The following is a 24,434-nucleotide window of genomic DNA, read 5'->3' on the forward strand; positions in this document are numbered from 1 at the left end:
GTGATCGTCGTCGTGTTGGTGGCGGTCTTGGGGGATTCGGGTGACCTCGGTCGATCGGACGGCATATCCGGGGTTCGCCAGGGTGGTTTCGGCGCGGGAGCTGGCGGAGGCGTTCACGCCGACTGAAGCCGAGGTCGCGTGGGCCCGTGGCCGGACCCAGGATGAGCACCATCTGCTGGCGCTGGTGGTGTGGCTGAAGTCCTACCAGCGGCTCGGGTACTTCCCGAAGGTCGAGGACGTTCCGGCGGCGGTGGTCGGGCATATGCGTGGCGCGCTGGGGCTGGCCGAAGAGGTGGAGCTGCGGCGGGTGGCGCCGATGTCGGCCAGCCGACATCGCGCGTTCGTCCGCGAGCGGTTGGGCGTGGTGTACGACGCGCCCCGGGTCCGGCGGATCGCCGAGGAAGCGATCCGCGAAGCGGTGCAGTCCAAGGACGACCCAGCCGACCTGATCAACGTGGCGCTGGAGGAGCTGATCCGGCAGCGGTGTGAGCTGCCGGGTTACACCACACTGGACGCGATGGCCGCGTCGATCCGCACCGAGGTGAACACCGGGTTCTTCCAGACCGTGGCGGGACGGCTGGACGCGGCCGCGCGGGCGCGGCTGGCCCGGTTGCTGGTGGTGGACCCGGTGACTCGGCGCAGCGAGTTCGATCGACTGAAGGACGTGGCCAAGGCCGCGTCGCTGAGCAAGTTCAAACAGCGGCTGGCGCTGTTGGCCGACATCGAGGCGATCGGGCCGACCGAGGTCTGGCTGCAGGGCGTGCCGCATGGGAAGGTCGGGCACTTCGCAGGGGAGGCACACGTCACCGACGTCGCCGACATGCGCAAGGTGGGCACCGACAAGCAATTGACGTTGCTGGCCAGCTTCGTGCACACGGCCGCGACCGGGGTCCGCGACGACGTGGTGACGATGTTCTGCAAGCGGATCGCGGCCATCCACAAGAAGGGCCGCGAGCATCTGGAGGCGTTGCGGGAGGCGCACCGGGCCGAGTCCGAGCGGCTGCTGGGGGTGTTCGGTGAGGTGCTGTCGGTGGTGGCCGAGGCCATGACCCCGGCCACCGCCCCGACAGGCGATGGCGGCACCGTCGCGCCGGACACCGTGGCCCCGGTGGTGGTCGCGGCGCCGACGGTGCAGGATGTGGCTGAGCGGGCCGGACGGCTGGTGCTGAAGACCCTGGAGCAGTCCGGTGGTGTGGACGCGCTGGCCAGCGCGCACGAGGCGGTCTCGGCGCACCACGGTAACAACTACCTGCCGCTGTTGGACCAGCACTACCGCTCGCACCGTCCGGCGCTGTTCACCCTGGCCGAGGCGATCGAGGTGGAGGCCACCACCGCCGAGCGCAGCGTGCTGGAGGCGGTGGAGTTCCTGCGCGAGTTGCGCGGCGCCAAGGCCGCGTTCGTACCGGAGGAGATCACCGTGAAGCGGCCTGGTCCCGCCGGGGAGCCGGTCGAGGTGCGGCTGCGGATCGACGTGAACGCGTTCGCCTCGGGGCAGTGGCGCAAGATCCTTCGGGACAAGAACCGTCCCGGGATGCTGGTGCGCCGCCACCTGGAGGTGTGCGTGTTCTCCTACCTGGCGGCCGAGCTGCGCTCGGGCGACATCGCGGTGGCCGGGTCGGACTCCTACGCCAACCTGCACGACCAGCTGATGTCGTGGCAGGAGTGCCGCCCGCTGGTGCCGGCGTCCTGCGCCCAGGCGGGCATCCCGGCTACCGCGTCGGCGCTGACCGCGCACTACCGCGACAAGCTCGCCGCCGTCGCCGCGGCGGTCGACGCCGGATACCCGGCCAACACTGACCTGCTGCTGGAAGGCGGACGGCCTGTGCTGCGCCGCCGCAAGGGCGCCGAACGGCGGCCCTCGGCGCTGGCGCTGGAGGCCGCGATCCACGACCGGCTGCCGCAGCGGGCGCTGCTGGACATCCTCACCCGCACCGCTTACCTGCTGAAATGGCACCGCCACTTCGGGCCCGCATCCGGCTCGGACCCCAAGATCCGCGACGCGATGGCCCGGTACGTGCTGACCGCGTTCGCGCACGGCACCCTGCTGGGCCCGACCCAGGTCGCCGCGCACATGCGCGGCCTGGTCAGCGTGCACGAGCTGTCGCTGGCGGGCAATAAGCACACCAACGCCACCAAGGTCGACAAGGCGTCGGTGGACGTCATCAACGCCTTCAGCAAGCTGGACGTGGCCAGCGTGTGGGGCGACGGCAAGACGGTCGCCGCCGACGGCTCCCAGATCGACACCTGGGAGAACAACCTGCTGGCCGAGACTTCCATCCGTTATGGCGGGTACGGCGGGATCGCCTACCGGCACGTCTCCAACACCTACGTCGCGCTGTTCTCCCGGTTCATCCCGTGCGGGGTATGGGAGGCGGTCTACATCATCGACGGGCTGCTGAAGAACACCTCCGAGATCCAGCCCGACACCATCCACGCCGATACCCAAGGCCAGGCGCTGCCGGTCTTCGGCCTCGGCGCGCTGCTGGGCTTCGACCTGTTGCCGCGCATCCGCAACTGGCACGACCTGGTCTTCTACCGCCCGGCCGCCAGCACCCGCTACGCCCACATCGACTCGCTGTTCGGCGACGAGGCGATTGACTGGCGCCTGATCGAGACGCACTGGACCGACCTGCTGCGCACCGCGATCTCGATCCGGGAGAACAAGCTGTCGTCGGTGACGCTGCTGCGCCGCCTGGGCAACCACTCCCGCAAGAACCGCCTCTACCGCGCCTTCCGCGAACTCGGCCGCGCGATCCGCACCATCACCCTGCTGCGCTACCTGTCCGAACCCGCCCTGCGCGAGCAGATCACCCAGGTCACCAACCGCAACGAAGCCTTCCACGGCTTCGCCGACTGGCTGATGTTCGGCGGCAAGCTCATCGGCCACAACGACCCCGATCACCAGGAGAAGGTAGTGAAGTTCAACGAGCTGATCGCCAACTGCGTCATCTGCTCCACTGCCTGCGACATTACCGACGCCGCCAACGCCATCGCCGCCGAAGGCCACCCCGTCGACACCGACGACCTGGCCACCATCTCCCCCTACATCACCCACACCATCCGCCGGTTCGGCAACTGGACGCTCAACCTCACCCCGCCCGCTGCCGCCCCCACCACTCGGCTCGATCTCGAACCCCGCGTCCTATTCGCCCCCTGATGCTGGCAGGAACCGAAAGGCCGGTCACGATGAGGAAACTCGGCAAGCGGCTCTATTGTGACTGGCCGTTCCCGTGCGGGTGGGCGTCCGCGGTGGGTCTACGGAGCCCCTGTCAGCCGATGAGGTTCACAGTGCGGCGGAAGGTCGCGGCTGCGGCCTCCAGGTCCGCGAGGACCTTGCGCCAGTCGGCGGCCTCGTCCTTGTCCATGTCGACCCAGTTCTGTTCGCCGAACTCGCGGGCGAACTCGCCGACGTGCTCGGCGGTCTCGGCCAGCTTGTCCAGCACGGTCCCGACGCTCATCCCGCCGGTGGGGGTGGTGCGGAACCGGTAGAGCAGCAGCGAGAGGTCGGCGGCCGCGGTGGCCATGGCGGTGGCCTGCCGCTCGATCTCGTCGTTGACGTTGGTCAGGCTCGCGCGCCATCCGCTGTCGATGAGCTCCACGGCGGGGACGAGTCCGGCGTTGATCGCCGACTCCAGGTAGTTGCGGGCGCCGGGCAGCGAGTCCTCCCGCTCCTGGTCGGTCAGCTCCTCCCATGTCGGGAGGTGGGCGCAGTCGTGGGCGAACTGCTGACGAGCCTTGGCCAGGGCCAGCACGCGCGGGTCGTCGAGGGGGATCTTGGGCAACGTCATGACGCTCTCCTCAGGGAGTCAGGGGCTGGTCAGCGGGGTGCCCTCGGCGGAGGCCGCGAGGGTTTTGTGGACGACGCCGACGGAGACCTTCACCCCGGCGGCGATGGTGCGGATGGATTCCCCGCGTCGGCGGCGGGCGAGGATCGCGGCGCGCTTGTCGTCGTCGACCACGGGTCGGCGGCCTCCGACCTTGCCTTGCTTTCGGGCGGTCTCCAGGCCGTTCTTGGTCTTGCGGACGATGTCGCGGCGGCGGTCCTCGGCCAGGGCGAGGGCCAGGTCGAGGATGAAGGAGCGTTCGGTGTGCTCGCCGACCGCGATGCCCTCCAGGACCTTGACGCCGATGCCCTGCTGGAACAGGTCGTTGAGGACGATCAGTCCTTCCAGGAGGTTGCGGCCGAGCCGGTCGACTTCCTGGACGGTCAGCAGGTCGCCCTCGCGGATGTAGGACAGCGCGGTGAGCAGGTCGGGCCGGTCGGCGGTGGCGAGCTTGCCGCTGGCCTTCTCCTCGATGACCTTCAGGCAGATCGGATCGAGGACGTCGTGCTGTCGCTGGGTGTTCTGCTTGTCGGTGCTGACCCGGACCAGGCCGATGAGCGCCATCATGAAGCACCTCCGTTCATCAAACGTCTCGTGTGAGGGATGTGAACGGTAGCAAAGAGCGGCCGAAGATGAACGGCAAAATGAACATCCGAACCAGACATGGCACACGGAGATCCTCGTTCGGCCGGGTGTCCTTGGTTGCGTTCGTCAAACGTTCGTTAGATGAACGCCCTGATGGGTCACCGGCCCGCCCTCAGGGCGGGAAACGGGCCAGTGGCCGACGGCGTGTTTTCGTCTGGTCGCCGGACATGATGAACGCCCCGCCGCACGGCTCGAGCCGGGACGGGGCGTTCGCGTCGATCGTTTAGCTGGCGGTACGGCGGTTGGCGGAAAGCGACGTGACGTTTCTGCGCGTCTTGGCCAGGCGAATCTGGCGCCAGGCCGTGGTCCACTGAGCGAGATCGTCCTCGTTGCCTCCGCAGCCGACGATGAAGGCCTCCACGATTTTCATGGAGGGCAGACGAGGAGGCTTGTGAAGGCTCAGCGTCTCGCACAGGGTGCTGGCCGCGACGGTTCGCCCGGACCTATGGGCGATCTCGCGGAAGGACAACTCCTTGGCCCAGACATGAAAATCCCTCATGCACTGGAGGAACTGCTCCTTCGTGGTGGCTTCGAGCGGATTGGGCTTGAGGCGGCGAGGCGCGTGCCGCGTCTTCCGTGGACCGGCCGGCGGCCCGCCGTCCGGTGCCGCGCCGACTCCTCGCCGACCTCCTCACCGACCTCCTCACCGGCGGAGACCCGGCCCCGGGGCCACGGTCCCGCCCGGGTGCCCGGACCTCCGCCGGTGAGGTGCCTTCCCCGTTCGTCCTCACGCGCCGAACCGGTCGGCCGGAGTCAGCTGCGCAGGCTCCAGCGCTGGTTGTTGCCGCCGTTGCAGGACCAGAGGATAAGCTTCGTGCCGTTGGCGGTGCCGGCGGCGTTGGCGTCCAGGCACTTGCCGGACTGCACGCCGGTGATGGTGCCGTTGGCGTTGACGTTCCACTGCTGGTTGGTACCGCCGTTGCAGTCCCAGATGATCACCTGGGTGCCGTTGGCGGTGCCCTGACCGAAGGCGTCCAGGCACTTGTTGCCGTACACCTGCAACTGCTTGCCCGAGGTCTGCGTCCAGCGCTGGTTGGTGCCGCTGCCGCAGTCCCACAGCTGCGCCTGGGCCCCGTTGGCGGTGCTGTTTCCGGTGACGTCGAGGCAGCGGTTGGACTGGGCGCCGACGATCTGGACGCCCTGGGTGGGGGTGTCGCCGGACGGCGCGTAGGCGGCGGCGGTGATGTTGGCCTGGACGGCGTCCTCGGTGGCGGCGGTCGGGTAGCCGGAGGTCATCACGCCTTCGTAGAAGGTGCCGCGGGCGGTGTTGCTGTTGTCGCCGCCGATGCCGAGCAGGATGGCGCCTTCCTTCTTCATCGGGTGGTAGCCGTTGGGGCGCCGTCCGTCGAAGTAATTGGTCAGGCCGCCGGACTGGGCGTTGCCGCCCCGGATCGCCCAGTGGTTCGGCTCGCCCTTGACGATGGCGGTCACGAAGCGGTGGTTGATCGACGGCATGGGGTTGTAGCGCGGGTTCACCCCCGAGAACAGTCCCCACTCCATGTCCATCATGATCCAGGGGCCGTTGCCATCCCCGTAGCCCCACACTTTGTTGTTGCCGAAGTAGATGGTCTCCATGATGCCGATATCGTCGGCGAGGGCGTTCGTCTGCGCGTTGCCGTAGTCGAAGCAGCACCCCCCGTTGTAGTGCGTGCCGTCGAGGACGGCGTACATACCCTCGGGCTGGTCGCCGGTCGCCACCCCGTTGGTGTTGTTGTTGCGGTAGCCGGTGCCGGGAGGGATGTAGACGCCGTACGCCCGCTGGCCACCGATCGTGATCGGGGCCGCCTTCGCGTCGGCGAAGTTGTCCGATCCGTCGGGACGTGGGCCGGGCACGCCGCCGCCGAGCGCCCGGGTGAGGCGGTTGTTCCGGCCGGACTGGTCGTAGATGACGGTGATGACGCAGTTCGTGTTGGCGCAGAACGAGTCCTGCGCGGCGGCGTTGGCGACACCGCCCGCGCCCAGCACACCGATATCCTGGGTGGCGTTGTCCGACGAGCGTTGGACCTGGTAGAGCGGGCCGTTGTAGGCGCCGTACAGGGCGCGGGTGGTGCTGTGCGCCGCCACGCACGGCGTGCCGCCCGTGGCGTAGATGTCACACGGGCCGGTGGCGGCGGCCCGGGCGGCGCCGCCGGCGCCGACCAGGCAGGCGGCGGCGGCCACCACGCTCACACCGGCCGCGAACGCCCTTCTCAGGCTCCCGAAAAGCATCATGTCTTCTTCTTTCGGTCAGGAAATCACGATCGGACGACGCGGGCGCGGCAGGCCTGGCCAGAGGGAATGTTAGCGCTAACATCCCTTCTCGCCCGATGCCGGTTCGCGGCTGACAGTATGGCTGGAGTCAATTCAACGAGGGTCCCGGCGTCAAGAGCGTGGATCCGATCCCCCGGACAGCCGGGCGCCGTCGGCGCACCACCTGGGCTCTTGCCGGGACGCGTCCGCACCGCCGCGACGAGACGCCGTGAAACTTTCATCCTAGGCGTCCGCCGGGCGGTGAGCCGCGAGCGGAATACCCCGGTCGCGCACGGCCGCATCCGCGTCGCCGGCGGGCGGCGCGGCGAGGCGCCTGCCAGCGGACCGGAGGGTAGTACCAGTGCCCCCTCCGTCTCTCCGGCGAGTACGAGCTGGTGATCTAGACATAGGAGGCGTCCACGGACGACCGCAGCCGCCGTGCAGACGCGCGAGATCGTCCGTGGACGTGGACGATCGCGCAGCGGCAAGGGGATGGAGCGCGGTGTGTTTCTGGCGTACTCCGGCCGCCCCTGTCGCCGGGCCGCCGGCGGCGCGAACACTGGCCGACCACGCGCGACGGGTGGTGCTTCTCGAGCGGGATGTGCTCGCCCCGGGGGCGGTCGGGCACACGGCGGTTGACCCTGTTGTGGCAACAGGGTCTCTACTGGGGACCCGACGAGTCGACCTAGGTGAGCCCATATGAATGCACCCACGTCTCGCTACCGGCTCGTGCCGATGTGGCCACGCGACCCGGACGAGGCCGGCCGGACCGCGTCGTCACTGGAGCTGTTCTTCGACCTGGTCTTCGTCATCGCGGTCAGCATCGCTTCCGTCCAGCTGCACCACCAGCTCACCGAAGCGCATTTGTTGGACGGCATCGTCAACTACGCCGTCGTGTTCTTCGGGATCTGGTGGGCGTGGATGAACTTCACCTGGTTCGCCACCTCGTTCGACACCGACGACTGGCTCTACCGACTGTTGACCATCGTTCAGATGGGCGGCGTGCTCGTGCTCGCCTCCGGCATACAGGCGGCGTTCGAGGACCAGGACTATGTCGTACTGATGCTGGCATACGTCGTGATGCGCATCGCGCTCGTCGCGCAATGGATGCGCGCGTCACGCTCGGCCGGGGACACCCGCCGGTCCACCACCACCTACGCCATCGGGATCGCCGTCGTTCAGATGCTCTGGCTGGCCTCTCTGCTCCTGCCCGCCGCCGCGTTCTGGGTCGCCGTGATCGTCCTGATTGGGGCCGAGCTCGCTGTGCCGGTCGCCGCGGAACGACGGGCCGGAACCCCGTGGCATCCGCACCATCTGAGCGAACGGTTCGGCCTGTTCACCCTCATCCTGCTGGGCGAGAGTCTGCTGGCCTCGGCCAACGCGATCATCGAGGCGCTTCATGAGGGCGACACACCCGGGCCGCTGATCAGGGTGGCCGTGCTCACGCTCGTCGTCACGGCCGCGTTGTGGTGGGTGTACTTCTGGGCACCGCACCACACCGCCATCAGCGGTCTGGGTCTCTCGCTCGGTTACGGCTACGGTCACTACTTCATCTTCGCCGCGGCCGGCGCGCTCTCCGCCGGAATCGAAGCCGAGGTCGATGTCATCACCGGCCACAGTGAGCTCGACCCGGTGGTCGCGTCCTTCGCCTACACCATTCCGATCGCCGTCTTCATCCTCGGGATCTGGCTGCTCGTGATGCGTCGCAGCGCCGGGAGCCACATCAACATCATCGTGCCGGTCGGAGGGGTCCTCGTCCTCATCGACCCTCTCATCCCGATCCCGTTCGCGCTCACCGCCGTCATCCTCACCGGTGTGGTGGCCGCCCTGATCTGGCAGAAGCCTCTGAACCGCACGCCACAAGCTCACCCTGCGGCTCTGATGACATCGACCCCGAAGTAGACAGATGGAGGGCACATGGCAGTCGAAGTTGTAAACGTTCCCGAGGCCAAACGGTACGAGGCCCGGCAAGAAGGAGAGACCGAGTTGGCGGGCATCGCGGAATACATTCGCACGGCGGAGCTCGTTACGTTCGTACACACCGAAGTTCCTCCGAAATACGAAGGCAAGGGAGTAGGAGCGGCGCTGGCCCGCGCCTCCCTTGACGAGGCTCGCGCCGCGAACCTGCGGGTGCTGGCGATCTGCCCGTTCTACACGGGGTGGATCGCCCGGCACCCCGAGTACCAGGACTTGCTGTACGTGAACAACGTACGAACCCCCTTCACCGCTCTGGACGAACAGAGCGCCGACAATCGGCGCTTCCTGTTGCGGCACATAGAGGTGGCCGCCCGATTGCCGACGATCCGTCGAGTCCGCCGAAGGGCGCTGGAGGCATGGGACCTCCAGGATCCTGGCCGGCTGCTGGACGTGGGCTCGGGCGCGGGTGAGGTGGTGCGCGACCTCGCAGCACTGGTCGGCCCGGCCGGTGAGGTGATCGGCGTCGACAACTCGCAGGCCGCCGTGGACTTCGCCCGCGAGCGAGCGGACGCCGCGGTGGTGCGGTACGACCAGGGAGACGCGCTCGCATTGCCGTACCCGGACGATCATTTCGACGGAGTCCGGTGCGAGCGCGTGTTGCAACACGTCATCGATCCCGATGCCGCCATCGCCGAGATGGTGCGGGTGCTGCGTCCCGGCGGCCGGGTGTGCCTGATCGACACCGACTGGGAGTCCATGCTGTTCGACGGGACGCCGCAGTTGAGTGAGACGTACCGAAAGCTCGCTCCGGCGTTGCCGGCCGCGACGTCCACCGGGCGCACGCTGCGCCGCCGACTGGTCACGGCCGGTCTCGCCGACGTCAGTGCCGAGCCGGTCACCGTCGCGATAACCGACTATGCCGAGGCGGCCGCCCTGATGTCCGTCGTGGACCGCGCCGTATTGCAAGGCCCTCTCTTGAATCTGGGCGAGACCGCGGAGCCGTGGCTGGCGGAGGTGGACCGAGCCGTCGCCGACGGCACGCTGCTCGCGGTGCTCACGATCTGGGTCGTCACCGGCACGAAGCCCGCCCCTTGATCAGCGCTCGTATCGGACTGGCAGCGTCCGAAGGCTGTGGACCAGTGGGCTCGACCGCCATCGCGATCCGGGGGCGGCCGCCGCGAGCTCGATCTTCGGAAAACGGTCGAACAGCGTACGCAGAGCGACCTCCCCTTCCACGCGGGCCGGCGGCGCCCCCCCCTCTGCGTCAAGCTCAAGTGAGACAAACAGGGACTAAGTTCCTTAACTGATATGAGCAGGGCGAGAACGGGTATCGAGCGCCGCGCCCAAGCCCGCCATGAAGCCCGCCATGAAGCCCGCAAGAAGCCCTACCTGATCGCCCGCGCACCCCGACTCCCCAAGATTCCCCAGGTCGCCTACATCAACCAGCCCGAGGAACCCGAGGAACCCGAGGAAGAGGCCGCCTGGCGATCAGACCAGCCGACGCCCTGTCGCATTTGACTTGACACCTACCGATTCGAGGAGATCCGCCCCAGGGCCCGCCAGCCAGCGGTCGAAGCGCAGCAGGAAGGGAAACTCCGCGTGCAACGCGTCGAGTTCCGCGTTTCCGGCCAGCCTGCCGTCGTCGACGAGTGCCGCCAACTTGCCGAGAACCTCATCCTGTGCCAGCAGGGTCGTCGGCAGGCGGCTGTAGCTGATCGGCCGGCCGGTGGCCTGGGTCAGCTGCGCGGCCAGGGCATCGCCGGTGAGAGCGTCACCGGCGATCTCGATGGTGCGGCCGGTATAGCGATCGGGTGAGCCGAAGACCTCGGCGACGACGCGGCCTATGTCGCGTACCGCGATGAACTGCATGGCCTGGTCGGGGCGCATCAGGAAGGACAGGTGTCCCCGTGCCAGGCCCATATCGGGGGTCACCAGGAGCTCCATGAATGTCGCCGGCCGAATGATGGTGCTGGCGATGTCCAGGTTCCGGACGTGGGGCTCGATGCGGCTCTTGGTGTCGAGATGGTCGACGCCCGTCGTCGAGCCCGCAGTGATCGCCGAGCTGTAGACGAGGTGGACGACGCCGCAGCGCTCGGCGATGTCGGCCACCGCCGTGCCGAAGCGGACCTCGTCCTCGTTGGTCACCTCGGCGCCGGCCTGGCCGGAGTTCGGCTGGACACTGAAGACGCCGTGGGCGTCGGAGAAGGCAGCGCGGAGCGACTCCGGATCGGCGAGGTCACCGCGGACGGTTTCGACGCCGGCGGCGGACAGGGACCGGGCCCGGGGGCCGGACGGATCGCGCACGACCGCGCGGACTGCCCAGCCGTCGGCCCTCAGCGCAGCGGCGACCGATCCTCCCTGCTGCCCCGTGGCGCCCAGGACGACGACGGTTTTGCTGATGTCGGTCATGCCGGCCACGTTGCGCTCCCGGCAATCACGGACGTGTTCCTGGCGAACATTGCTGATCCCCCTGGGGTACTGGGAAGTGAGTCGGAGCAGGTCGTCGTTCAGTCCGGACCAGGTGACACCCTGTTCTCACCACCAGGTCAAGGTTTCGAGCGGTGCGTCATACTTCAGCGGTGAAGAGCAGGACGCCGGCCGGCAACCATCGGCGGCAGCGTGCGAGCAGCGTCGCGGGCGCGTCGAGCATCGCGATGAAGCGGCGCTCGGCCGCGGCCCTTTCCGGCGTGGCGTCGGTCGTCGGTTTTCTCCTGATCCTGCAGTTCGCCTCCGGGCTCACCCAGGGCCGGCTCGCACCCCTGGTGCCAGGCATCCTATGAATCGGCGGGCCCGTACCGGTGGGTTGCCGGCGACCAACCAGGGTCACGGCCGGCGAAGGCGACGACCCGTTCCACCGGAGAAGCGTCGGGCGAGACCGCGTGCTCCGGGCCGAACGCCATGCCGGGGCCGCGCCACTCGGGCTTGAGCGTCGCCCGGTAGAAGGCAAGTGCTCGCTCGCAGGTCGCCTCGTCCGGTTTCCAGGGCAGACCCGCCGCGGTGGCCATGTCCCAGCCGTGAGTGATCACCTCGATCAGCAGCATGTCCAGCACCACGGCGCCGGGAAACGCTCCACCGAGGTGAGGCACGTTCACGATGGTCGTCTCGACCCCGGCCGCCAGCGCGGATCGCAAAGTTGCCGAGAGCCGCGGGAGGACGGCTTCAAGCTGGTCGGGCCCTGAGTAGGCGTGCGGGTCCGCTGCTCGCTCCTCGGCGCCAGGGTCGCCGAAGGCGGCGTCGAAGTAGGTCAGTCCGCCGGTGAGGTGCTGCCGCAGGCGCCGCACGTCGAACCCGTCGCACGGAGTCGGCAGCGCGTACTGCTCCACGGTGGTGTCGGCCGCTACCCGCGCCAAGTCATCGAGCAAAGTCAAAATCACGCGGGCATTCAACACTGTGTTCCGGCAACAGGGTCAAGTGCCGTCGGCGCCGCCGGTCGATCCCTCGCCGCTCCGAGCCGGAAGAAGCGGAACGGCGATGCGGCGCGGGAAGGCGGTGCCCGTGGTAGCCCTCGACGCTTCCGAAGCGGTCCGAAGCGGCCTCCCAGTCCTGGCGGGCTCGCAGGATCTCCTCGTGGTCGCGGACGACGAAGTTCCACCACATGACGATCTCCTCCTCGAACGGCGGGCCACCGAGCAGGATGGTGCGTGCCGGACCGTCCGAGCGGTTCGTCACCGTCAGGATGTCGATGCCCGGCGCCACGTAGCCGAGCTCCCCCGCGGGGACCGCGGTACCGTCCAGGCGTACGTCACCGGCATCGACGAGCAGGCCGTGCTCGAATCCGGGGTCGATGGACAGCGTGACCGTGGCGTGCGGCTCGAGGTCGAGCTGCGCACCCGGCAGGGGTGTGAACGTCCGCACCGGAGAGGTCTCGCCTGCCACTGAGCCGAGGAAGACCCGCAGCTCGGCCCCGTCGATCCGTACGGGCTCCGGCACGTGGTGCTGGAAGTCACGCCCGGCTTCCCGGTCCGCGTCGGGCAGGGCCACCCACAACTGGACGCCGTGGAGGACCGCGGTGTCCGCGGTGGAGACCTCGGAGTGGGCGATGCCGTGGCCGCCGGTCATGAGATTGAGCTCTCCTGGACGGATGAGCGAGCGGTCCGCCCAGGGGCACGTCGCGGGCCGAGAGCACCTCGACCCCGGTGGTGCTTCCGACCTGTGTCACGGACCGCATCACTTCCGAGGCCGCTTCCGGATTGCTCACTTGGATCACTCCACGATCGTGTTGTGCACGGCTGCCTGGGTCAGAAGTCGGAGCTCGGCGGCCTGGACGTTGGCGCCGAAGGCGGCGGTGCCCGGCTCGAGCCGGACACCCTCGGCGAGAGGTCCGATAGGCACGGGGTCGAAGCCCAGGTCATCGACGAGCGCCGCGACCTCGGTAACGTCTGCCTCGCTGTCACCGGCGACCGCGATCGCCTTGCGGCCCGGTGCCCCGGCGGGCCGGCTCTCGTCCTCCAGGTCGTGGTACCCCATGTGGTTGAAGGCCTTGACGACGCGTGCACCGTCGAGGAAACGCTGCACCTCCTCGCTGGAGGAGACGCCGGGCGCGAGGAACCGCTCGCGGGGCCCGTCGACCTCCCACCAGTGGTTCATGGTGTCGATGACGAGCTTGTGGCGCAGCTCGTCGGTCGGGAGCGCGCGATACTTGCTGAGCGGGAGGGCGAGAATCACGACGTCGGCGTCCCGTACGGCTTCGACGGACCAGACGGCGGTGGCGCCGGGCGTCAGGACGTCGATGGTGAGGGCGATCTTCGCGGGGTCCCCCGACCCCGCGACGAGTACTCGATACCCGGCGGCGAGAGCGAGGCGGGCCAGGACCGTACCCACCTTGCCGGCCCCGAGGACGCCGATGGTGCGTACGGCCGTGCGCACCGTCATCGGGCCACCTCCAGCGTGCTGGGCTCCTCGGCGAGCAGCTCGCGCACCATTGGGATCACCTTGGTGCCGTACAGTTCGACGGCGCGCAGACGGTCGCCGGCCGAGACGGAGCCGGCGGCGGAGTAGATCAGGTCGAAGCGCCCGACGTCGAGCGTGCGGATGGCACGGGCCATCTTGCGCGCGACGGTCTCGGGCGAACCGACGTAGAGGGAGCCGTGCTCGACGTCGGCCTCGAACTCCTCACGCCGCACAGGGGGCCAGCCCCGCAGGGCGCCGATGCGGTCGCGCATCTCCTTGTATCCAGGCCAGAAAAGTCGCTTGGCCTCCTCGTCGGTCTGGGCAACGAAGCCGGGCGAGTGCATCCCGACCGGGTAGGCGGTGGTCTCCAGCTGTTCCGTGGCGCGCCGGTACAGGTCGACGTACGGGGCGAACCGGTCGGGCGCGCCGCCGATGATCGCGAGCATGAGCCGGAACCCGTACCGCGCGGTCCGGATGACGGACTGGGGCGACCCGCCCACACCGACCCAGGTCGTCAGCCGCCCGGACTCCGTCTTGGGGAACACGTCGGCGTCCTTGAGCGCAGCGCGCGTGGTGCCCTCCCACGTGACCGGTCCCTCGTCCAGCAGCTTGTGGAACAGGTCGATCTTCTCCTCGAAGAGGATCTCGTAGTCAGCCAGGTCATACCCGAACAGCGGGAACGACTCGGTGAACGACCCGCGGCCCAGGATCACCTCGGCGCGCCCGTTCGAGAGCGCGTCGACCGTGGCGAAACGCTGGAAGACGCGCACCGGGTCGTCGGAGGACAGGACTGTCACACCCGAGGCGAGGTGGATGCGCTCGGTCCTGGTGGCGATGCCGGCCAGCACCGTCTCGGGAGTGGAGATCGAGTACTCGGGGCGGTGGTGCTCACCGAGGGCGATGACATCCACGCCGACCTGGTCGGCGAGCACAGCCTCGTCCACGACGGCGCGGATCGCCTGACCATGGGAGACGACATTTCCTTGATCGTCGCGAGGTAGGTCACCGAAGCTGTCGATACCGAACTGGACGGCGGTGCTGTCGGTCATGGGTTCGCTCCTTGCGGGATACGGGTCTCACCGTGATTGGGATTGACGTGTCAATCCTGTAACGTGCAGAGTTGACGTGTCAATTCCGGGAGGTACCATGGCGCAGAAGAAGCGCCGCGTGATGCCCACGCGCGAGGAGCTGCGTATCTGGCGCAATTACATCGAGACCACCGAAACATTGCGCACCCTCCTGGAGGGACGGCTCCAGAGCGAGTCGTCCTTGTCCTCCGCTGACTATCGAGTGCTGCTCGCACTGAGCGAGGCGGATCGAAGGACGATGCGTTCCTCCGAGCTGGCCCAACTGATCGGCTGGCAACGCAGCCGCCTGTCACACCACCTGGGGCGGATGGAGAAGCGCGGGCTCGTACGCCGAGCCCCGTGCCCCGACGACGTCCACGGCATCGACGTGCGGCTGACCGACTTCGGAGCGGAGTCGTTCCGGCACGGCTCGGTGCCGCACCTGCGTGACGTGCGCGAGCTCTTCGTCGACGCGCTCTCCCCACAACAGCTGGTACAGGTCGACGAGTTCACTGAGGCGCTACGCCGACACCTCGACCTCGAGCCGCAGCGCGTGCATCAGGAGAAGGGAACTCCATGACCACGCAGATGGTCGGCAAGACCTACAGGTTCGACAGGGGGTGGCCGAAGGTGAGATTCACCTTCGACTCGCCGTCGCAGGGCGGCTTCGTCGTGGAGGAGGGCGGGGTCATACCGAGATCGAGCCCGCGCTCATCCCCGTCCCCATCACCCTGACCGCCATGATCCTCGTGCTCGTGATCGTTGTCCTGGTCCTGCACCCACCCGTGAGCTCACCGACCCCACCACTCCCGGATGCGACAGGCGCGCAGCCTCGCTCGACTATCGGACGGCGATCGCAACGCTGACGGCGGCTGCCGCGCTGGAGGCGGCGATGTCCTGGACGGGCTCGCCGTTGCCAGAGCCCTGCCGGACACCACCCTGGCCCATTTTCCGAACCATGTTGTGCATATGGGAGACGAGGCTAGAGTGGCCGAGTTCTCCAGGAAAGGATCATCATGCTCAGCATTGTCCGGCGTTCTGCCCTTGCAGGCGCGCTCGCGATGAGCCTCGCCGTGGCCACCGTCGGCTTCGCACCTCCCTCGGCCGCGGCGACACCGCCGTACGGACTCCTCAAGCTGGTCTTCAGGTGTGCCCACGTGGGGGCCGTGTCGGTCACGGTCGTGGGTCCGGGCGTCGCGGGCAGCGCGCGCGACGAAAACGGCACGTACTACTTCCGGGGCCGGCCCGGCGCCTACCGGGTGAAGCGCCTCGCGAACGGACGGATCGCACCGAGATCCAGGCTCATCCAGATCCCGAAGTTCTCGACCCGCACCGTCAATGTCTGCTCCCTCAAGTGGCCCGGGCGCCCGTGACCCTGGGCCGCCTTTTTTGCGTCGGGCCCATGTTGCGGGGCAGGATCTGATCGGACCGGGCGTAGGCGGCGTCCCAGGTGGCGGGGACGTATGTTCACGGCCATCGCTCTGTGCTCCTTCGATCTTGGTTCAGCAACCTGAAGGATCACGCGATGGCCGTCCTCATTTCACGACGTCACGCCTGCCACCTGGGAAAACTCGTACACTACCTCCGTGGACGCAACCGCATCCGCTGTCGTGCCCGCGAGGACCGATGGGAACACAGTTTCGAGAACTCTCCTGTGGACTTGGCTCGACGGTGGGATCACGTCGAATCCCGTAAACTCGCATCGAGATCATCGCGTGGACCTCCAGGCGTCGGCCACGACATGCATCCGTGTCCGATGTGATCCAGGAAGGGACAGACATGGCCTGGAGCACCCGAGAACTCGCCGAGCTCGCCGGCACCACGGTGAACACCATCCGGCACTACCACCGGCTCGGCCTGCTCGAGGACCCGGAGCGCCGGTACAACGGATACAAGCAGTACGGCGTACCGCATCTTGTCTGCCTGCTGCGCATCCGCCGCCTTGTGGAGCTCGGGGTGCCACTGTCCGAGATCGGCGTGGCGAAGTCGAACGGGGACGTTCCCCTGGAGGTGTTGCGCCAGGTCGACGCCCAGCTCGCAGCCGAGATGGAGCGCCTGCGCAGGGCCCGCTCCGACATCGCCGTCATTCTGCGCGATGGCGTGCCGGCTGACACCCCGGCGGGCTTCGAGTCCGCCGCTGGGCACCTGTCCGCGGCCGACACCTCCCTCATCCACGTCTACACCCGGCTGTATGACGACGACGCCCTGAAAGACCTGCAGCGCATGGCGGAAACCGACACCGATCCCGTCAACGCGGAGGTGGACGCCCTTCCTCCGGACGCGGACGAGGCCACCCGGCAGAGCCTCGCCGAGAGACTTGCACCGCTCATCGCCCAGAACCTCATCGACTATCCGTGGCTGAACAACCCTGCCGGGCGCCTGTCCAGGAGCGAGCACACCACTCAGCAGACGTTCGTCGACGCCGTAACCGCGCTCTACAACACCGCGCAGATCGACGTGCTCACCCGGGCCAGCGTCCTCGCGCACCGGCAACTGGGCCTCGCGCAGGCGGCCGAGGACGACACAGATCCCGCTTGACTCCTCCCGTCGGGAAACTCACGACCAAGGGCAGCAAGGCCCGTTCGGAGCCGGGAGGATGGGGAACCTGCCGCCTCGCCGCGCATCAGCAATACGGCGACAATCGTCGCGGTCGCCACGGCGATCACCGAATCCCAGCTGCAGAAACTCGGCCATTGGTGCCAGGGAGCGACTGTCACGCTGGAGCGGACGGCCGGCCCTGGCGCCGCCGTTTCTCCGATCGGCGAACCGACAACTCACCGATAGTGCAGCCGCCGGATCGAGTGCGACGTCCGTGATCGGTGTTCGGGTCACTATTTGCCGCGCGGCGGGTTGGAGTCGTCTTCCGGAGCGATAGTGTCCGAACCGCGGCCGTGCCGTGCCCCGGTGAGCACCCCTGTCACCAGAAGGGCGGCCAGGCGGGCGGCGTCATAGTGGGAATCGTTGCCGCCGCCGATGCAGAGGTTGCCGATGCCGCGCATGAGCATGTACCCGGACACTCGCCCGGTGGTCTCCGGTTCGAGCGCGGCGTCAAGCAGGGCGTCGCAGACCGGGACGAGCCGGTCGACGAAGTACTGATGCAGGGTATTCACGCCCTCCTTGTCGGACCCCAGAGCGCCGGCGAGCCCGTGCTTGGTCACGAGGAAGTCGACGAAGCCGGCCGCCCATCGCTGGAGGGCGACCCCGGGGTCGCCGGACTCGCGCAGGAGTGAAGGGCCTGCTTCCGCCAGCGCTTCCACCTGGTGCTGATACACCGCCGCCACCAATGCGGGACGCGTGGGGAAGTGCCGGTAGATCGTCCCCATGCCCACCCCCGCACGTTCGGCGATCAGCCGCACAGGCGCGTCCACGCCGTCCGTCACGAAAACAGCGGCGGCGGCCTCCAACAGGGCCTGTTCGTTGCGCCTGGCATCGACGCGCTTCGCGCGGGGTGTCGAGCCGGCAGGACCGGGAGTCGTCATGGGAACCTCCGTCGAGACTTGCGAAATGGAGCACTGTTCCGTATCGTTTCGGAGCGACGCTCCGCTTAAATTGTCCTCGGCGGGGGCTCCGAACGCAAAGGACAAGTGATCTCCCATGAGTGGTACCCCCGCAACGGCCGACACCCCGATCGTCCATATGCTCGACGCCGTCGTCGGCCCCGGTGCCCCAGTCGTCTCGGTCGCCCCGGTGCGCCTCGACGCGCCAGGGCGAGCGCTCCCCCTCGACGTGCGCGTCTCTGCCCCCGTGACCGGGCAGCACCTGCCGGTGCTGCTGTTCTCGCACGGCAACGGGTGGTCGCTCGACGGATACGCACCCCTGACGGCCTTCTGGGCGTCTCGTGGGTTCGTCGTCGTCCAGCCGACGCACCTGGACTCCCGTCGTGACGGCATCGGGTTCGACGACCCCGGGTTCGGCCACGTCTGGACCGAGCGGCATGCCGACCTCGTGCGAGCCATGGACCAGCTCGAGGCGATCGAACGTGCGGTGCCAGGCCTTGCCGGGCGGGTCGATCAGGACCGGGCCGTCGCGGCCGGACACTCCTGGGGCGCCCAGACCGTGCAGATGCTGCTCGGCGCCCGCGTCCTCGACAGCACGGGCAAGGCCGGCCAGGACTACGCGGACCGGCGCGTGCAGGCCGGCGTGCTGCTGGCCGCGACCGGGATCAGGGGAGAAGAGCTGTACCCGTTCGCCCGGGAGCACTTCCCGTTCATGAACCCGTCGTTCACCGAGCTGACCACGCCCACGCTCGTGGTGGCCGGCGACCACGACCAGTCGAAGATGTCCAGCCGCGGCCCGGACTGGTTCACAGACGCCTACGCCCACAGCCCGGGCGCCACCGACCTGCTGACCCTGTTCGGCGCCGAGCACTCCCTGGGCGGCATCCCGAGCTGGGAAGCCGCCGAGACCACCGACGAGAACCCGGAGCGCGTCGCGGTCCTGCAGCGACTGACCACTGCCTACCTGCGCAGCGCGCTGGACCCGGCCGATACCGGATGGGCGAAGGCCACCGCAGCGCTGGCTGAGACCGGTGCGGCACTCGGCCGCATCGACAGCAAGTAGCCCCGGGCACGTAGTCCCCAGCGCGACTGGTTCGACCGGGTCGTCAGCGACCGACCTGAGCCGCATCATCCCTCGCGCGCCGCGGCGCCGTTCCCCGAGGCGGATGCGCACGGATGGCGGTAATGCGCATATGCGCGGGAATGATCAGAGCCCGCCCCGCAGCGGTGAGCCCTGCCCGACGGCTGGAGCGCACGAACAACGGCGTGCCGAGAATCTCCTCGAGCTTACGGATCCGATGGCTCAGGGACGGCTGGGAGATGTAGGGCCGCATGGCCGCGCGGCCGAAGTGCAGCTCCTCGGCCACGGCCAGGAAGTAGCGCAGGAGGCGCGGGCCGATATCGATAGGCAGATCCTATCGTCGGGCGTCGGGCCAAGTCTTGGACGCCCGCGGGACGCCCGCCACAGCGTCGGGTCACGCCACGGGAGGGACTTCGCCCCACTTCGTCGACGCCGGTCCGGCATGCCCGGAACCGGTCCCGGTCGGCGTGACCGAACGGCCTCCCGCACAGCCTGGCAGCTCTGAGCCTGCCCTTTCCTCTTGGCGATCGCCCCCATCACACAGAAGGAATCATCGTGACGCGTACCCCAAAGGTCGGACTCGACGCACTGCTCACCCCCGAGGAGAGCGTCCTGGTGCTCATCGACCACCAGCCCTTCCAGGTCGCCAACCTCCACAGCCACGAACCGACGCTCGTCATCAACAACACCGTCGGCCTGGCCAAGTTCGCCAAGGTGTTCGGCGTGCCGACCATCCTGACCACCGTCATCGAGGAGCGGGGTGGCCACCTGATCCAGGCGATCCAGGACGTCTTCCCTGACCAGAAGCCGATCAACCGCACCTCCATCAACACCTGGGAGGACCGTCGTGTGGTCGAGGCCGTGGAGGAGACCGGGCGCAAGAAGCTGATCATCGCGGGGTTGTGGACGGAGATCTGCGTCGCCATGCCCGCCATTCACGCGCTCGCCGACGGGTATGACGTCTTCGTCGTCACGGACGCCAGTGGCGGGGTCAGCGCCGAGGCGCACGACATGGCGGTGCGCCGTATGGAGCGCGCGGGCGTCGTCCCGGTCACCTGGTTGGTCGTGTCCAGCGAGTGGCAGCGCGACTGGGCGCGCGAGGAGACGGCCAACCAGCTCGGGCCGATCCTCTTCGAGCACGGCGGCGCCACCGGCGTCGCGCTCGCGTGGGAGCTGCAGCTGCTGGCCACGCCAACCACCGACGGTGCCGGTGCGTAGTCCGGTCTGTCGCTGAGCTGGAGGCGGCCTGGCGCTCGTGGCGCGCCAGGCCGCCTCCTGTCTCAGACTTGACCTGGTCCCTAGGGCACGGTTTCAACTGGGAAAGTGCCGAGATGCCTCGGCATCGCGGCCAGTACTCACAACGACGAAAGGTGGGCGTGTCACCATCCTCGCGGATATTGGCAGTGCCGCTCCTGGAGCGTGTGGATCGAGCACGCGACGCTGAGCGGGACCGGTCTCGGAGCGTGTCCTCCACCTCAGAGGCAACTGGCTCCTCGACGGCATCGGCGTCCGACGGCTTACGCCATACCGACCTCGCGCCCACCCATTAAGAACGTCTACCCATTGAGAACAGAGAGAACATGATGGAACACCCCATCACGCCTGTCGAGTACCACCGTGGGCTCGTGAGCGACAAACGCCGTATCGGGCGAGGCATCCTCGCCATCGCCCTCCTCCTCGGGGGCATGCAGATCTTCATCTTTGCGCTCGCCATCATCGCCACCCTCATCGATTCGGCGATCGGCACCGAGGCCAGAAAGGGGTACACCCCACTCGTCAACGCCGCGGGTGCGTTGTCCGTGACCTTCCTGATCCCGTGGAGCATGCTGATCCAGCGCTGGCTCTACGGCGTGCGCGGCGGGTCGCTGTCCTCGGTGCTGTCGCACTTCCGCTTCGACGTCTTCGGCCGCGCCCTCGTGGTCCTCCTTCCGGTGATTGGCGTGTTCCAGATCGTGTATTACTGGACGCCGTTGCCGCAGACGACCTGGACATGGCACGACACCCTGCTTCTCGCCGCCACGGCACTCGTCCTGACGCCGTTCCAGGCCGCGGGCGAGGAGTACGGCTTCCGCGGTCTCATCTTCCGCGTCGTGGGCAGCTGGACGCGCAATGCCCGCCTCGGGCTCGTGCTCGCCATCATCATCTCGAGCGTGCTCTTCGCATCGGTCCACTTCTCCACGAGCGGGTTGCTGAACCTCTGGTACATCGTCTTCGCGGTCGGCACCGCGTGGATCACCTGGCGTACCGGCGGGCTCGAGATCGCCGTCGCGCTCCATGCGGTGTACAACGCTACGCAGTTCGTCATCGACGCCGCGCTCCAGGTGGACCCGACCGTGGCTACCGACCGCTCCGCCGGCGCGATCGACCTGAGCGTCCTCATCCCTGTTCCGCTCGTCATCGGCGTCGTCATCGTCGTGGCGATCCGTACTCGACGCACAGGGACGGTTCTGACGCCGAGGGCGGCAGGGGCTCCTGCGCAGACCTCGACTGTCTAGAGGTCCCCGGACGCTCCGGGATGGTGCGGCTGGGCGAGGAGAACCAGTGCCACGAGCGCGCGGCGAATTCGGCCCCGCCCGGTCCAGGTGCTCCCCGACTGACGGGTAGTCCATCGATCAGGACGATCCGAGGCCGCGGTCAGGCGGAGAGCTCGTTGTACCAGGAGCGCCACACGAGGCGCTCAGGCCTGGTGCAGCCCTGTTGCAGCAGTCTCGGGGGCGGTTCAGTGTTTCCTGGGGCCACACCGTTGACCGTTTGTGTTTGCCTCTACGGCGGATTGTCCACTCAAGAGCGGATCAATCGATCCCTCCTCAAGAAAGGTTGTTCATCGTGCGCACACCAGAGCCTTGTGGGCCCCAGAGCGCGGATCCCCGACCCGGCCCCGCGGCACCCATCAGCCGGGCTGCAGCGGGGCAGGCACCAGTCGTCACGGGCGGCGACAGCGGATCGCGCTGGTCGGGAGCCGAACAGTGACGGGGCCCGCGGAGCAGGGCCACGCCGCTCCTCTTCACGCCGGTGACGCAGCCGTCGCACTGCCTGGGACACTGCCCGAACGTCCGTTCGGCGTCCACTTCCGGATGGTGCGCTGGAAGTCCCTGGTCGTCCTGATCGCGATACCGGCGATGCTGCTCCTGGTCCAGATCATCGTGTTCCAACCGGTCGTCCTGATCGAAGGCCCGGCGGACCCGAACAAGCCTGCGCTCACACCGCTCACGATCGTCGCCACGGGCCTCAGCACCGCCATCACCGCGTTGCTCACGACGATACTGGTCTCGAAGATGGCGAAGGTGCCGTGGCGGGCGGTGTTCCGTCACACCCGCACCTTCGACTGGCGCCGCGTCGGGGTCTATCTCCTCGGATCTGCGGGCCTGGTCGGTCTTACGATCATCGTGACGGCACTCATCCAGCCGGGGTCCACCGGGATGGGGGAATTCAAGATCGGGGCATCCACCGTCGCCATCCTCATCGCCACTCTTCTCGCCACCCCTCTGCAGTCGGCAGGTGAGGAGATAGCCTTCCGAGGAGCGGCCATCCCCGCCGCCGGCTCCTGGTTCCGTAGCATCCGTCTCGCCATGGCGTTCGGCGTTATCGTCTCCGGAGCGCTCTTCGCAGTGGTCCACGTGTCCCTGGACCCGTGGCTCGTCAGCTATCTGTTCGTCTTCTCCGCGTGCACAGCGCTCATGGGCCTGATCAGCGGCGGGCTGGAAGCCGCGATGGCATTCCACGTCTCCAATAACGTTCTCGCAGGCATCGTGAACGGCCTCTTCGCAGGCGGCGGCCCGTCGGTGATCGACCGTGCCGTCGGCTCCGGGCCCGGCGCCTCCATCATCATCCTCATGGTGATGAACGTCCTGGTCGTCGTCATGGTCTGGCTCGTGGAGCGCTCCAAGCGCTCCAAGCGCTCGAACTCGACGGCGCCCGGGAACCGCTGAGAGCACTCGAGCTCCGGCCGCCCGCGTGTCCCGTACCGGGGGCGCGCGAGCGGCACCCGCGTTCACGAGGCCCCAGAGGTCACACGGAGAAGTACTTGGCCTCCGGGTGATGGAACACAAACGCATCCGTCGACTGCTCCGGATGCAGCCGGCTTGAACCGCGCCGGGATTGCTGGAGGCTCCACACAACCCGGCGCGGTTCACATGAGGCGAACCTTCGTTTCGCTCACAAGGATCAGACCGATCGCGCCTGCTCAGGGCGTCAGCTGCCTCAAATAGAGCTGTAGGGGTCCTGGCCCGAGCGGATCCGGCCGGTCATGGACTTGAGGGCATCCAGGGCCGTGAGGTAGGTCATCGGGCCGAACGACACCCGTGCCACACCGAGCGCGGCCAGCCTGCCCAGGTCCATGCCGGGCAGGAAGGTCACGTTGACCGGTCCGGCGATGGCTCTGACGAGCTCGGCGATCACCTCCTCCGAGGGGGCCAGGATGGGGAAGACGCAGTCGGCGCCGGCCTCGAGGTAACGGCGGCCGCGTTCGGCGACCTCCTCCACCGAGGGCGAACCGGTCAGGAAGAGATCGATCCGGGCGTTGATCACCAGGTCAGGGCTCGCCGCCCGCAGCGCCGCGATGCGGGCGGCCTGCGTGTCCACGTCGAGCAGGCCGCCCGCGCGATGGTCGCTCTCCTCGAAGTTGAACCCGGCCGCGCCGATGGCGGTGAGCCGCTCGACGAGCTCCGCGGGCGGCAGGCCGTATCCGGCCTCGGCGTCCACGGTCACCGGTACGTCCACCGCACGGATGATCTTGGACGCGATGTCCAGCATCTCGTCCACGGGCGCGCCCTCGTGGTCGTCGTACCCCAGCATGGCCGCGATGGACGCGCTGGCGGTCGCCAGGGCGGGGTTTCCCGCCTCGGCCACCACGGTGGCGGAGGCCGCGTCCCACACGTTCGGCAGGATCAGCGGGTCGCCGGATCTGTGCAGGTCGCGAAGCAGCGCGGTCCGGGTGTTCGTCATCGGCCGTTCCTTGTCGTCGGGGTCGGTGCGTCATAGGTATGAAGAAATCGGGCCTCCGTTTGTGACAGGATCGCGATGTGATTACCGCCACAGCGGCCCGCTGCCCGGGTGTCCGCTGTGGGCCGACTTGCCATTTCCTTCAGTCGGTGAGTAGGTCATATCTCATATTTGCCGGACCTCACATTTCGCCCCGCTGAATCGTCAGAGATATGCCCCCTCTTACACGCGTCGCCATTCACGAAACCCGGGAGGGGGTGACCGGAATGATTCCCCCGCGACCGGGTCGACCGTGCGTGCCGGTCTGCGGTGCCGGGAGCGCTGCGGCTCGTCGCGAACCCGG

General features: G+C 68.1%; 23 protein-coding genes and 1 pseudogene. 12 read left to right on the forward strand and 12 right to left on the reverse strand.

Annotated features, from left to right (window positions below; translation table 11 throughout):
• Window positions 1-40: 40 nt before the first annotated feature.
• Window positions 41-3,157, forward strand: a complete 3,117-nt coding sequence (locus AB0F88_RS32090; protein WP_362692572.1) for a Tn3 family transposase — start codon at window positions 41-43, stop codon at window positions 3,155-3,157.
• Between the two features lie 112 nt (window positions 3,158-3,269).
• Here the strand turns inward: AB0F88_RS32090 and AB0F88_RS32095 are convergent, their stop codons facing one another.
• The 4 genes from AB0F88_RS32095 to AB0F88_RS32110 form a co-directional block, all read right to left on the reverse strand.
• Window positions 3,270-3,788, reverse strand: a complete 519-nt coding sequence (locus AB0F88_RS32095) for a hypothetical protein (protein ID WP_362692575.1) — start codon at window positions 3,786-3,788, stop codon at window positions 3,270-3,272.
• 18 nt (window positions 3,789-3,806) lie between these two features.
• A complete protein-coding gene (locus AB0F88_RS32100; RefSeq protein ID WP_362692578.1) occupies window positions 3,807-4,391 on the reverse strand; it encodes a recombinase family protein in 585 nt (194 codons plus the stop codon).
• 301 nt (window positions 4,392-4,692) lie between these two features.
• Window positions 4,693-4,968: a hypothetical protein gene (locus tag AB0F88_RS32105; protein ID WP_362692581.1), complete on the reverse strand. Its 276-nt coding sequence runs from the start codon at window positions 4,966-4,968 to the stop codon at window positions 4,693-4,695.
• 254 nt (window positions 4,969-5,222) lie between these two features.
• The gene (locus tag AB0F88_RS32110; RefSeq protein WP_362692583.1) at window positions 5,223-6,680 is read right to left on the reverse strand and encodes an arabinofuranosidase catalytic domain-containing protein; all 1,458 of its coding nucleotides are present in this window, start codon (window positions 6,678-6,680) and stop codon (window positions 5,223-5,225) included.
• Window positions 6,681-7,397: 717 nt separating this feature from the next.
• Between AB0F88_RS32110 and AB0F88_RS32115 the strand changes: the two genes are divergently transcribed.
• The 3 genes and pseudogenes from AB0F88_RS32115 to AB0F88_RS32125 all read left to right on the forward strand — a co-directional run bounded on the left by AB0F88_RS32115 (window position 7,398) and on the right by AB0F88_RS32125 (window position 9,710).
• Window positions 7,398-8,600 (forward strand): low temperature requirement protein A, encoded by a 1,203-nt coding sequence (locus tag AB0F88_RS32115; protein WP_362692586.1) that lies wholly within the window; start codon window positions 7,398-7,400, stop codon window positions 8,598-8,600.
• 15 nt (window positions 8,601-8,615) lie between these two features.
• A pseudogene (locus AB0F88_RS32120) lies at window positions 8,616-8,897 on the forward strand (GNAT family N-acetyltransferase); the annotation flags it as partial.
• Entirely contained in the window at window positions 8,898-9,710 is an 813-nt protein-coding gene (locus tag AB0F88_RS32125; protein ID WP_362692713.1) for a methyltransferase domain-containing protein, read from the forward strand. It begins immediately after the preceding pseudogene.
• 393 nt (window positions 9,711-10,103) lie between these two features.
• On the opposite strand, the gene AB0F88_RS32130 is transcribed toward AB0F88_RS32125, so the two are convergent.
• Entirely contained in the window at window positions 10,104-11,024 is a 921-nt protein-coding gene (locus AB0F88_RS32130) for an NmrA/HSCARG family protein (protein ID WP_362692715.1), read from the reverse strand.
• Window positions 11,025-11,194: 170 nt separating this feature from the next.
• On the opposite strand from AB0F88_RS32130, the gene AB0F88_RS32135 reads away from it, so the two are divergent.
• Window positions 11,195-11,395 (forward strand): hypothetical protein, encoded by a 201-nt coding sequence (locus AB0F88_RS32135; RefSeq protein ID WP_362692589.1) that lies wholly within the window; start codon window positions 11,195-11,197, stop codon window positions 11,393-11,395.
• Here the strand turns inward: AB0F88_RS32135 and AB0F88_RS32140 are convergent.
• The 4 genes from AB0F88_RS32140 to AB0F88_RS32155 all read right to left on the reverse strand — a co-directional run bounded on the left by AB0F88_RS32140 (window position 11,390) and on the right by AB0F88_RS32155 (window position 14,554).
• Entirely contained in the window at window positions 11,390-11,965 is a 576-nt protein-coding gene (locus tag AB0F88_RS32140; protein WP_362692591.1) for a TIGR03086 family metal-binding protein, read from the reverse strand. The two genes, AB0F88_RS32135 and AB0F88_RS32140, sit on opposite strands and share 6 nt — an antisense overlap.
• 1 nt (window position 11,966) lies before the next feature.
• Window positions 11,967-12,698, reverse strand: a complete 732-nt coding sequence (locus AB0F88_RS32145) for a pirin-like C-terminal cupin domain-containing protein (protein WP_362692718.1) — start codon at window positions 12,696-12,698, stop codon at window positions 11,967-11,969.
• Window positions 12,699-12,818: 120 nt separating this feature from the next.
• Complete coding sequence (locus AB0F88_RS32150) at window positions 12,819-13,487, reverse strand: NAD(P)-binding domain-containing protein (RefSeq protein WP_362692594.1); 669 nt, start codon at window positions 13,485-13,487, stop codon at window positions 12,819-12,821.
• Window positions 13,484-14,554, reverse strand: a complete 1,071-nt coding sequence (locus AB0F88_RS32155; RefSeq protein ID WP_362692597.1) for an LLM class flavin-dependent oxidoreductase — start codon at window positions 14,552-14,554, stop codon at window positions 13,484-13,486. The genes AB0F88_RS32150 and AB0F88_RS32155 overlap by 4 nt, the downstream gene beginning before the upstream one ends.
• A 97-nt stretch (window positions 14,555-14,651) precedes the next feature.
• On the opposite strand from AB0F88_RS32155, the gene AB0F88_RS32160 reads away from it, so the two are divergent.
• The 3 genes from AB0F88_RS32160 to AB0F88_RS32170 all read left to right on the forward strand — a co-directional run bounded on the left by AB0F88_RS32160 (window position 14,652) and on the right by AB0F88_RS32170 (window position 17,110).
• Window positions 14,652-15,152 carry a MarR family transcriptional regulator gene (locus AB0F88_RS32160; RefSeq protein WP_362692600.1) on the forward strand — a complete coding sequence of 167 codons (501 nt, stop codon included), beginning with the start codon at window positions 14,652-14,654 and terminating at the stop codon, window positions 15,150-15,152.
• A gap of 436 nt (window positions 15,153-15,588) precedes the next feature.
• Complete coding sequence (locus tag AB0F88_RS32165) at window positions 15,589-15,945, forward strand: hypothetical protein (RefSeq protein ID WP_362692603.1); 357 nt, start codon at window positions 15,589-15,591, stop codon at window positions 15,943-15,945.
• A gap of 406 nt (window positions 15,946-16,351) precedes the next feature.
• The gene (locus tag AB0F88_RS32170; protein ID WP_362692606.1) at window positions 16,352-17,110 is read left to right on the forward strand and encodes a MerR family transcriptional regulator; all 759 of its coding nucleotides are present in this window, start codon (window positions 16,352-16,354) and stop codon (window positions 17,108-17,110) included.
• A 293-nt stretch (window positions 17,111-17,403) separates the two neighbouring features.
• On the opposite strand, the gene AB0F88_RS32175 is transcribed toward AB0F88_RS32170, so the two are convergent.
• Window positions 17,404-18,051 (reverse strand): TetR/AcrR family transcriptional regulator, encoded by a 648-nt coding sequence (locus AB0F88_RS32175; RefSeq protein ID WP_362692608.1) that lies wholly within the window; start codon window positions 18,049-18,051, stop codon window positions 17,404-17,406.
• A gap of 115 nt (window positions 18,052-18,166) precedes the next feature.
• On the opposite strand from AB0F88_RS32175, the gene AB0F88_RS32180 reads away from it, so the two are divergent.
• A complete protein-coding gene (locus AB0F88_RS32180) occupies window positions 18,167-19,132 on the forward strand; it encodes a chlorophyllase (protein WP_362692611.1) in 966 nt (321 codons plus the stop codon).
• A gap of 43 nt (window positions 19,133-19,175) precedes the next feature.
• On the opposite strand, the gene AB0F88_RS32185 is transcribed toward AB0F88_RS32180, so the two are convergent.
• Window positions 19,176-19,436, reverse strand: a complete 261-nt coding sequence (locus AB0F88_RS32185; RefSeq protein ID WP_362692614.1) for a LysR family transcriptional regulator — start codon at window positions 19,434-19,436, stop codon at window positions 19,176-19,178.
• Window positions 19,437-19,705: 269 nt separating this feature from the next.
• Between AB0F88_RS32185 and AB0F88_RS32190 the strand changes: the two genes are divergently transcribed.
• The 3 genes from AB0F88_RS32190 to AB0F88_RS32200 all read left to right on the forward strand — a co-directional run bounded on the left by AB0F88_RS32190 (window position 19,706) and on the right by AB0F88_RS32200 (window position 23,079).
• Window positions 19,706-20,368 (forward strand): hydrolase, encoded by a 663-nt coding sequence (locus AB0F88_RS32190; protein WP_362692617.1) that lies wholly within the window; start codon window positions 19,706-19,708, stop codon window positions 20,366-20,368.
• A 407-nt stretch (window positions 20,369-20,775) separates the two neighbouring features.
• Window positions 20,776-21,645 (forward strand): type II CAAX endopeptidase family protein, encoded by an 870-nt coding sequence (locus AB0F88_RS32195; RefSeq protein WP_362692620.1) that lies wholly within the window; start codon window positions 20,776-20,778, stop codon window positions 21,643-21,645.
• 579 nt (window positions 21,646-22,224) lie between these two features.
• Complete coding sequence (locus AB0F88_RS32200) at window positions 22,225-23,079, forward strand: type II CAAX endopeptidase family protein (RefSeq protein WP_362692622.1); 855 nt, start codon at window positions 22,225-22,227, stop codon at window positions 23,077-23,079.
• A 271-nt stretch (window positions 23,080-23,350) separates the two neighbouring features.
• Here the strand turns inward: AB0F88_RS32200 and AB0F88_RS32205 are convergent, their stop codons facing one another.
• Window positions 23,351-24,094, reverse strand: coding sequence for an isocitrate lyase/phosphoenolpyruvate mutase family protein (locus tag AB0F88_RS32205; RefSeq protein WP_362692625.1), 744 nt, complete (start codon window positions 24,092-24,094; stop codon window positions 23,351-23,353).
• Between the last annotated feature and the right edge of the window lie 340 nt (window positions 24,095-24,434).

Source organism: Streptosporangium sp. NPDC023963, from assembly GCF_040639135.1.
GTDB lineage: Bacteria > Actinomycetota > Actinomycetes > Streptosporangiales > Streptosporangiaceae > Streptosporangium.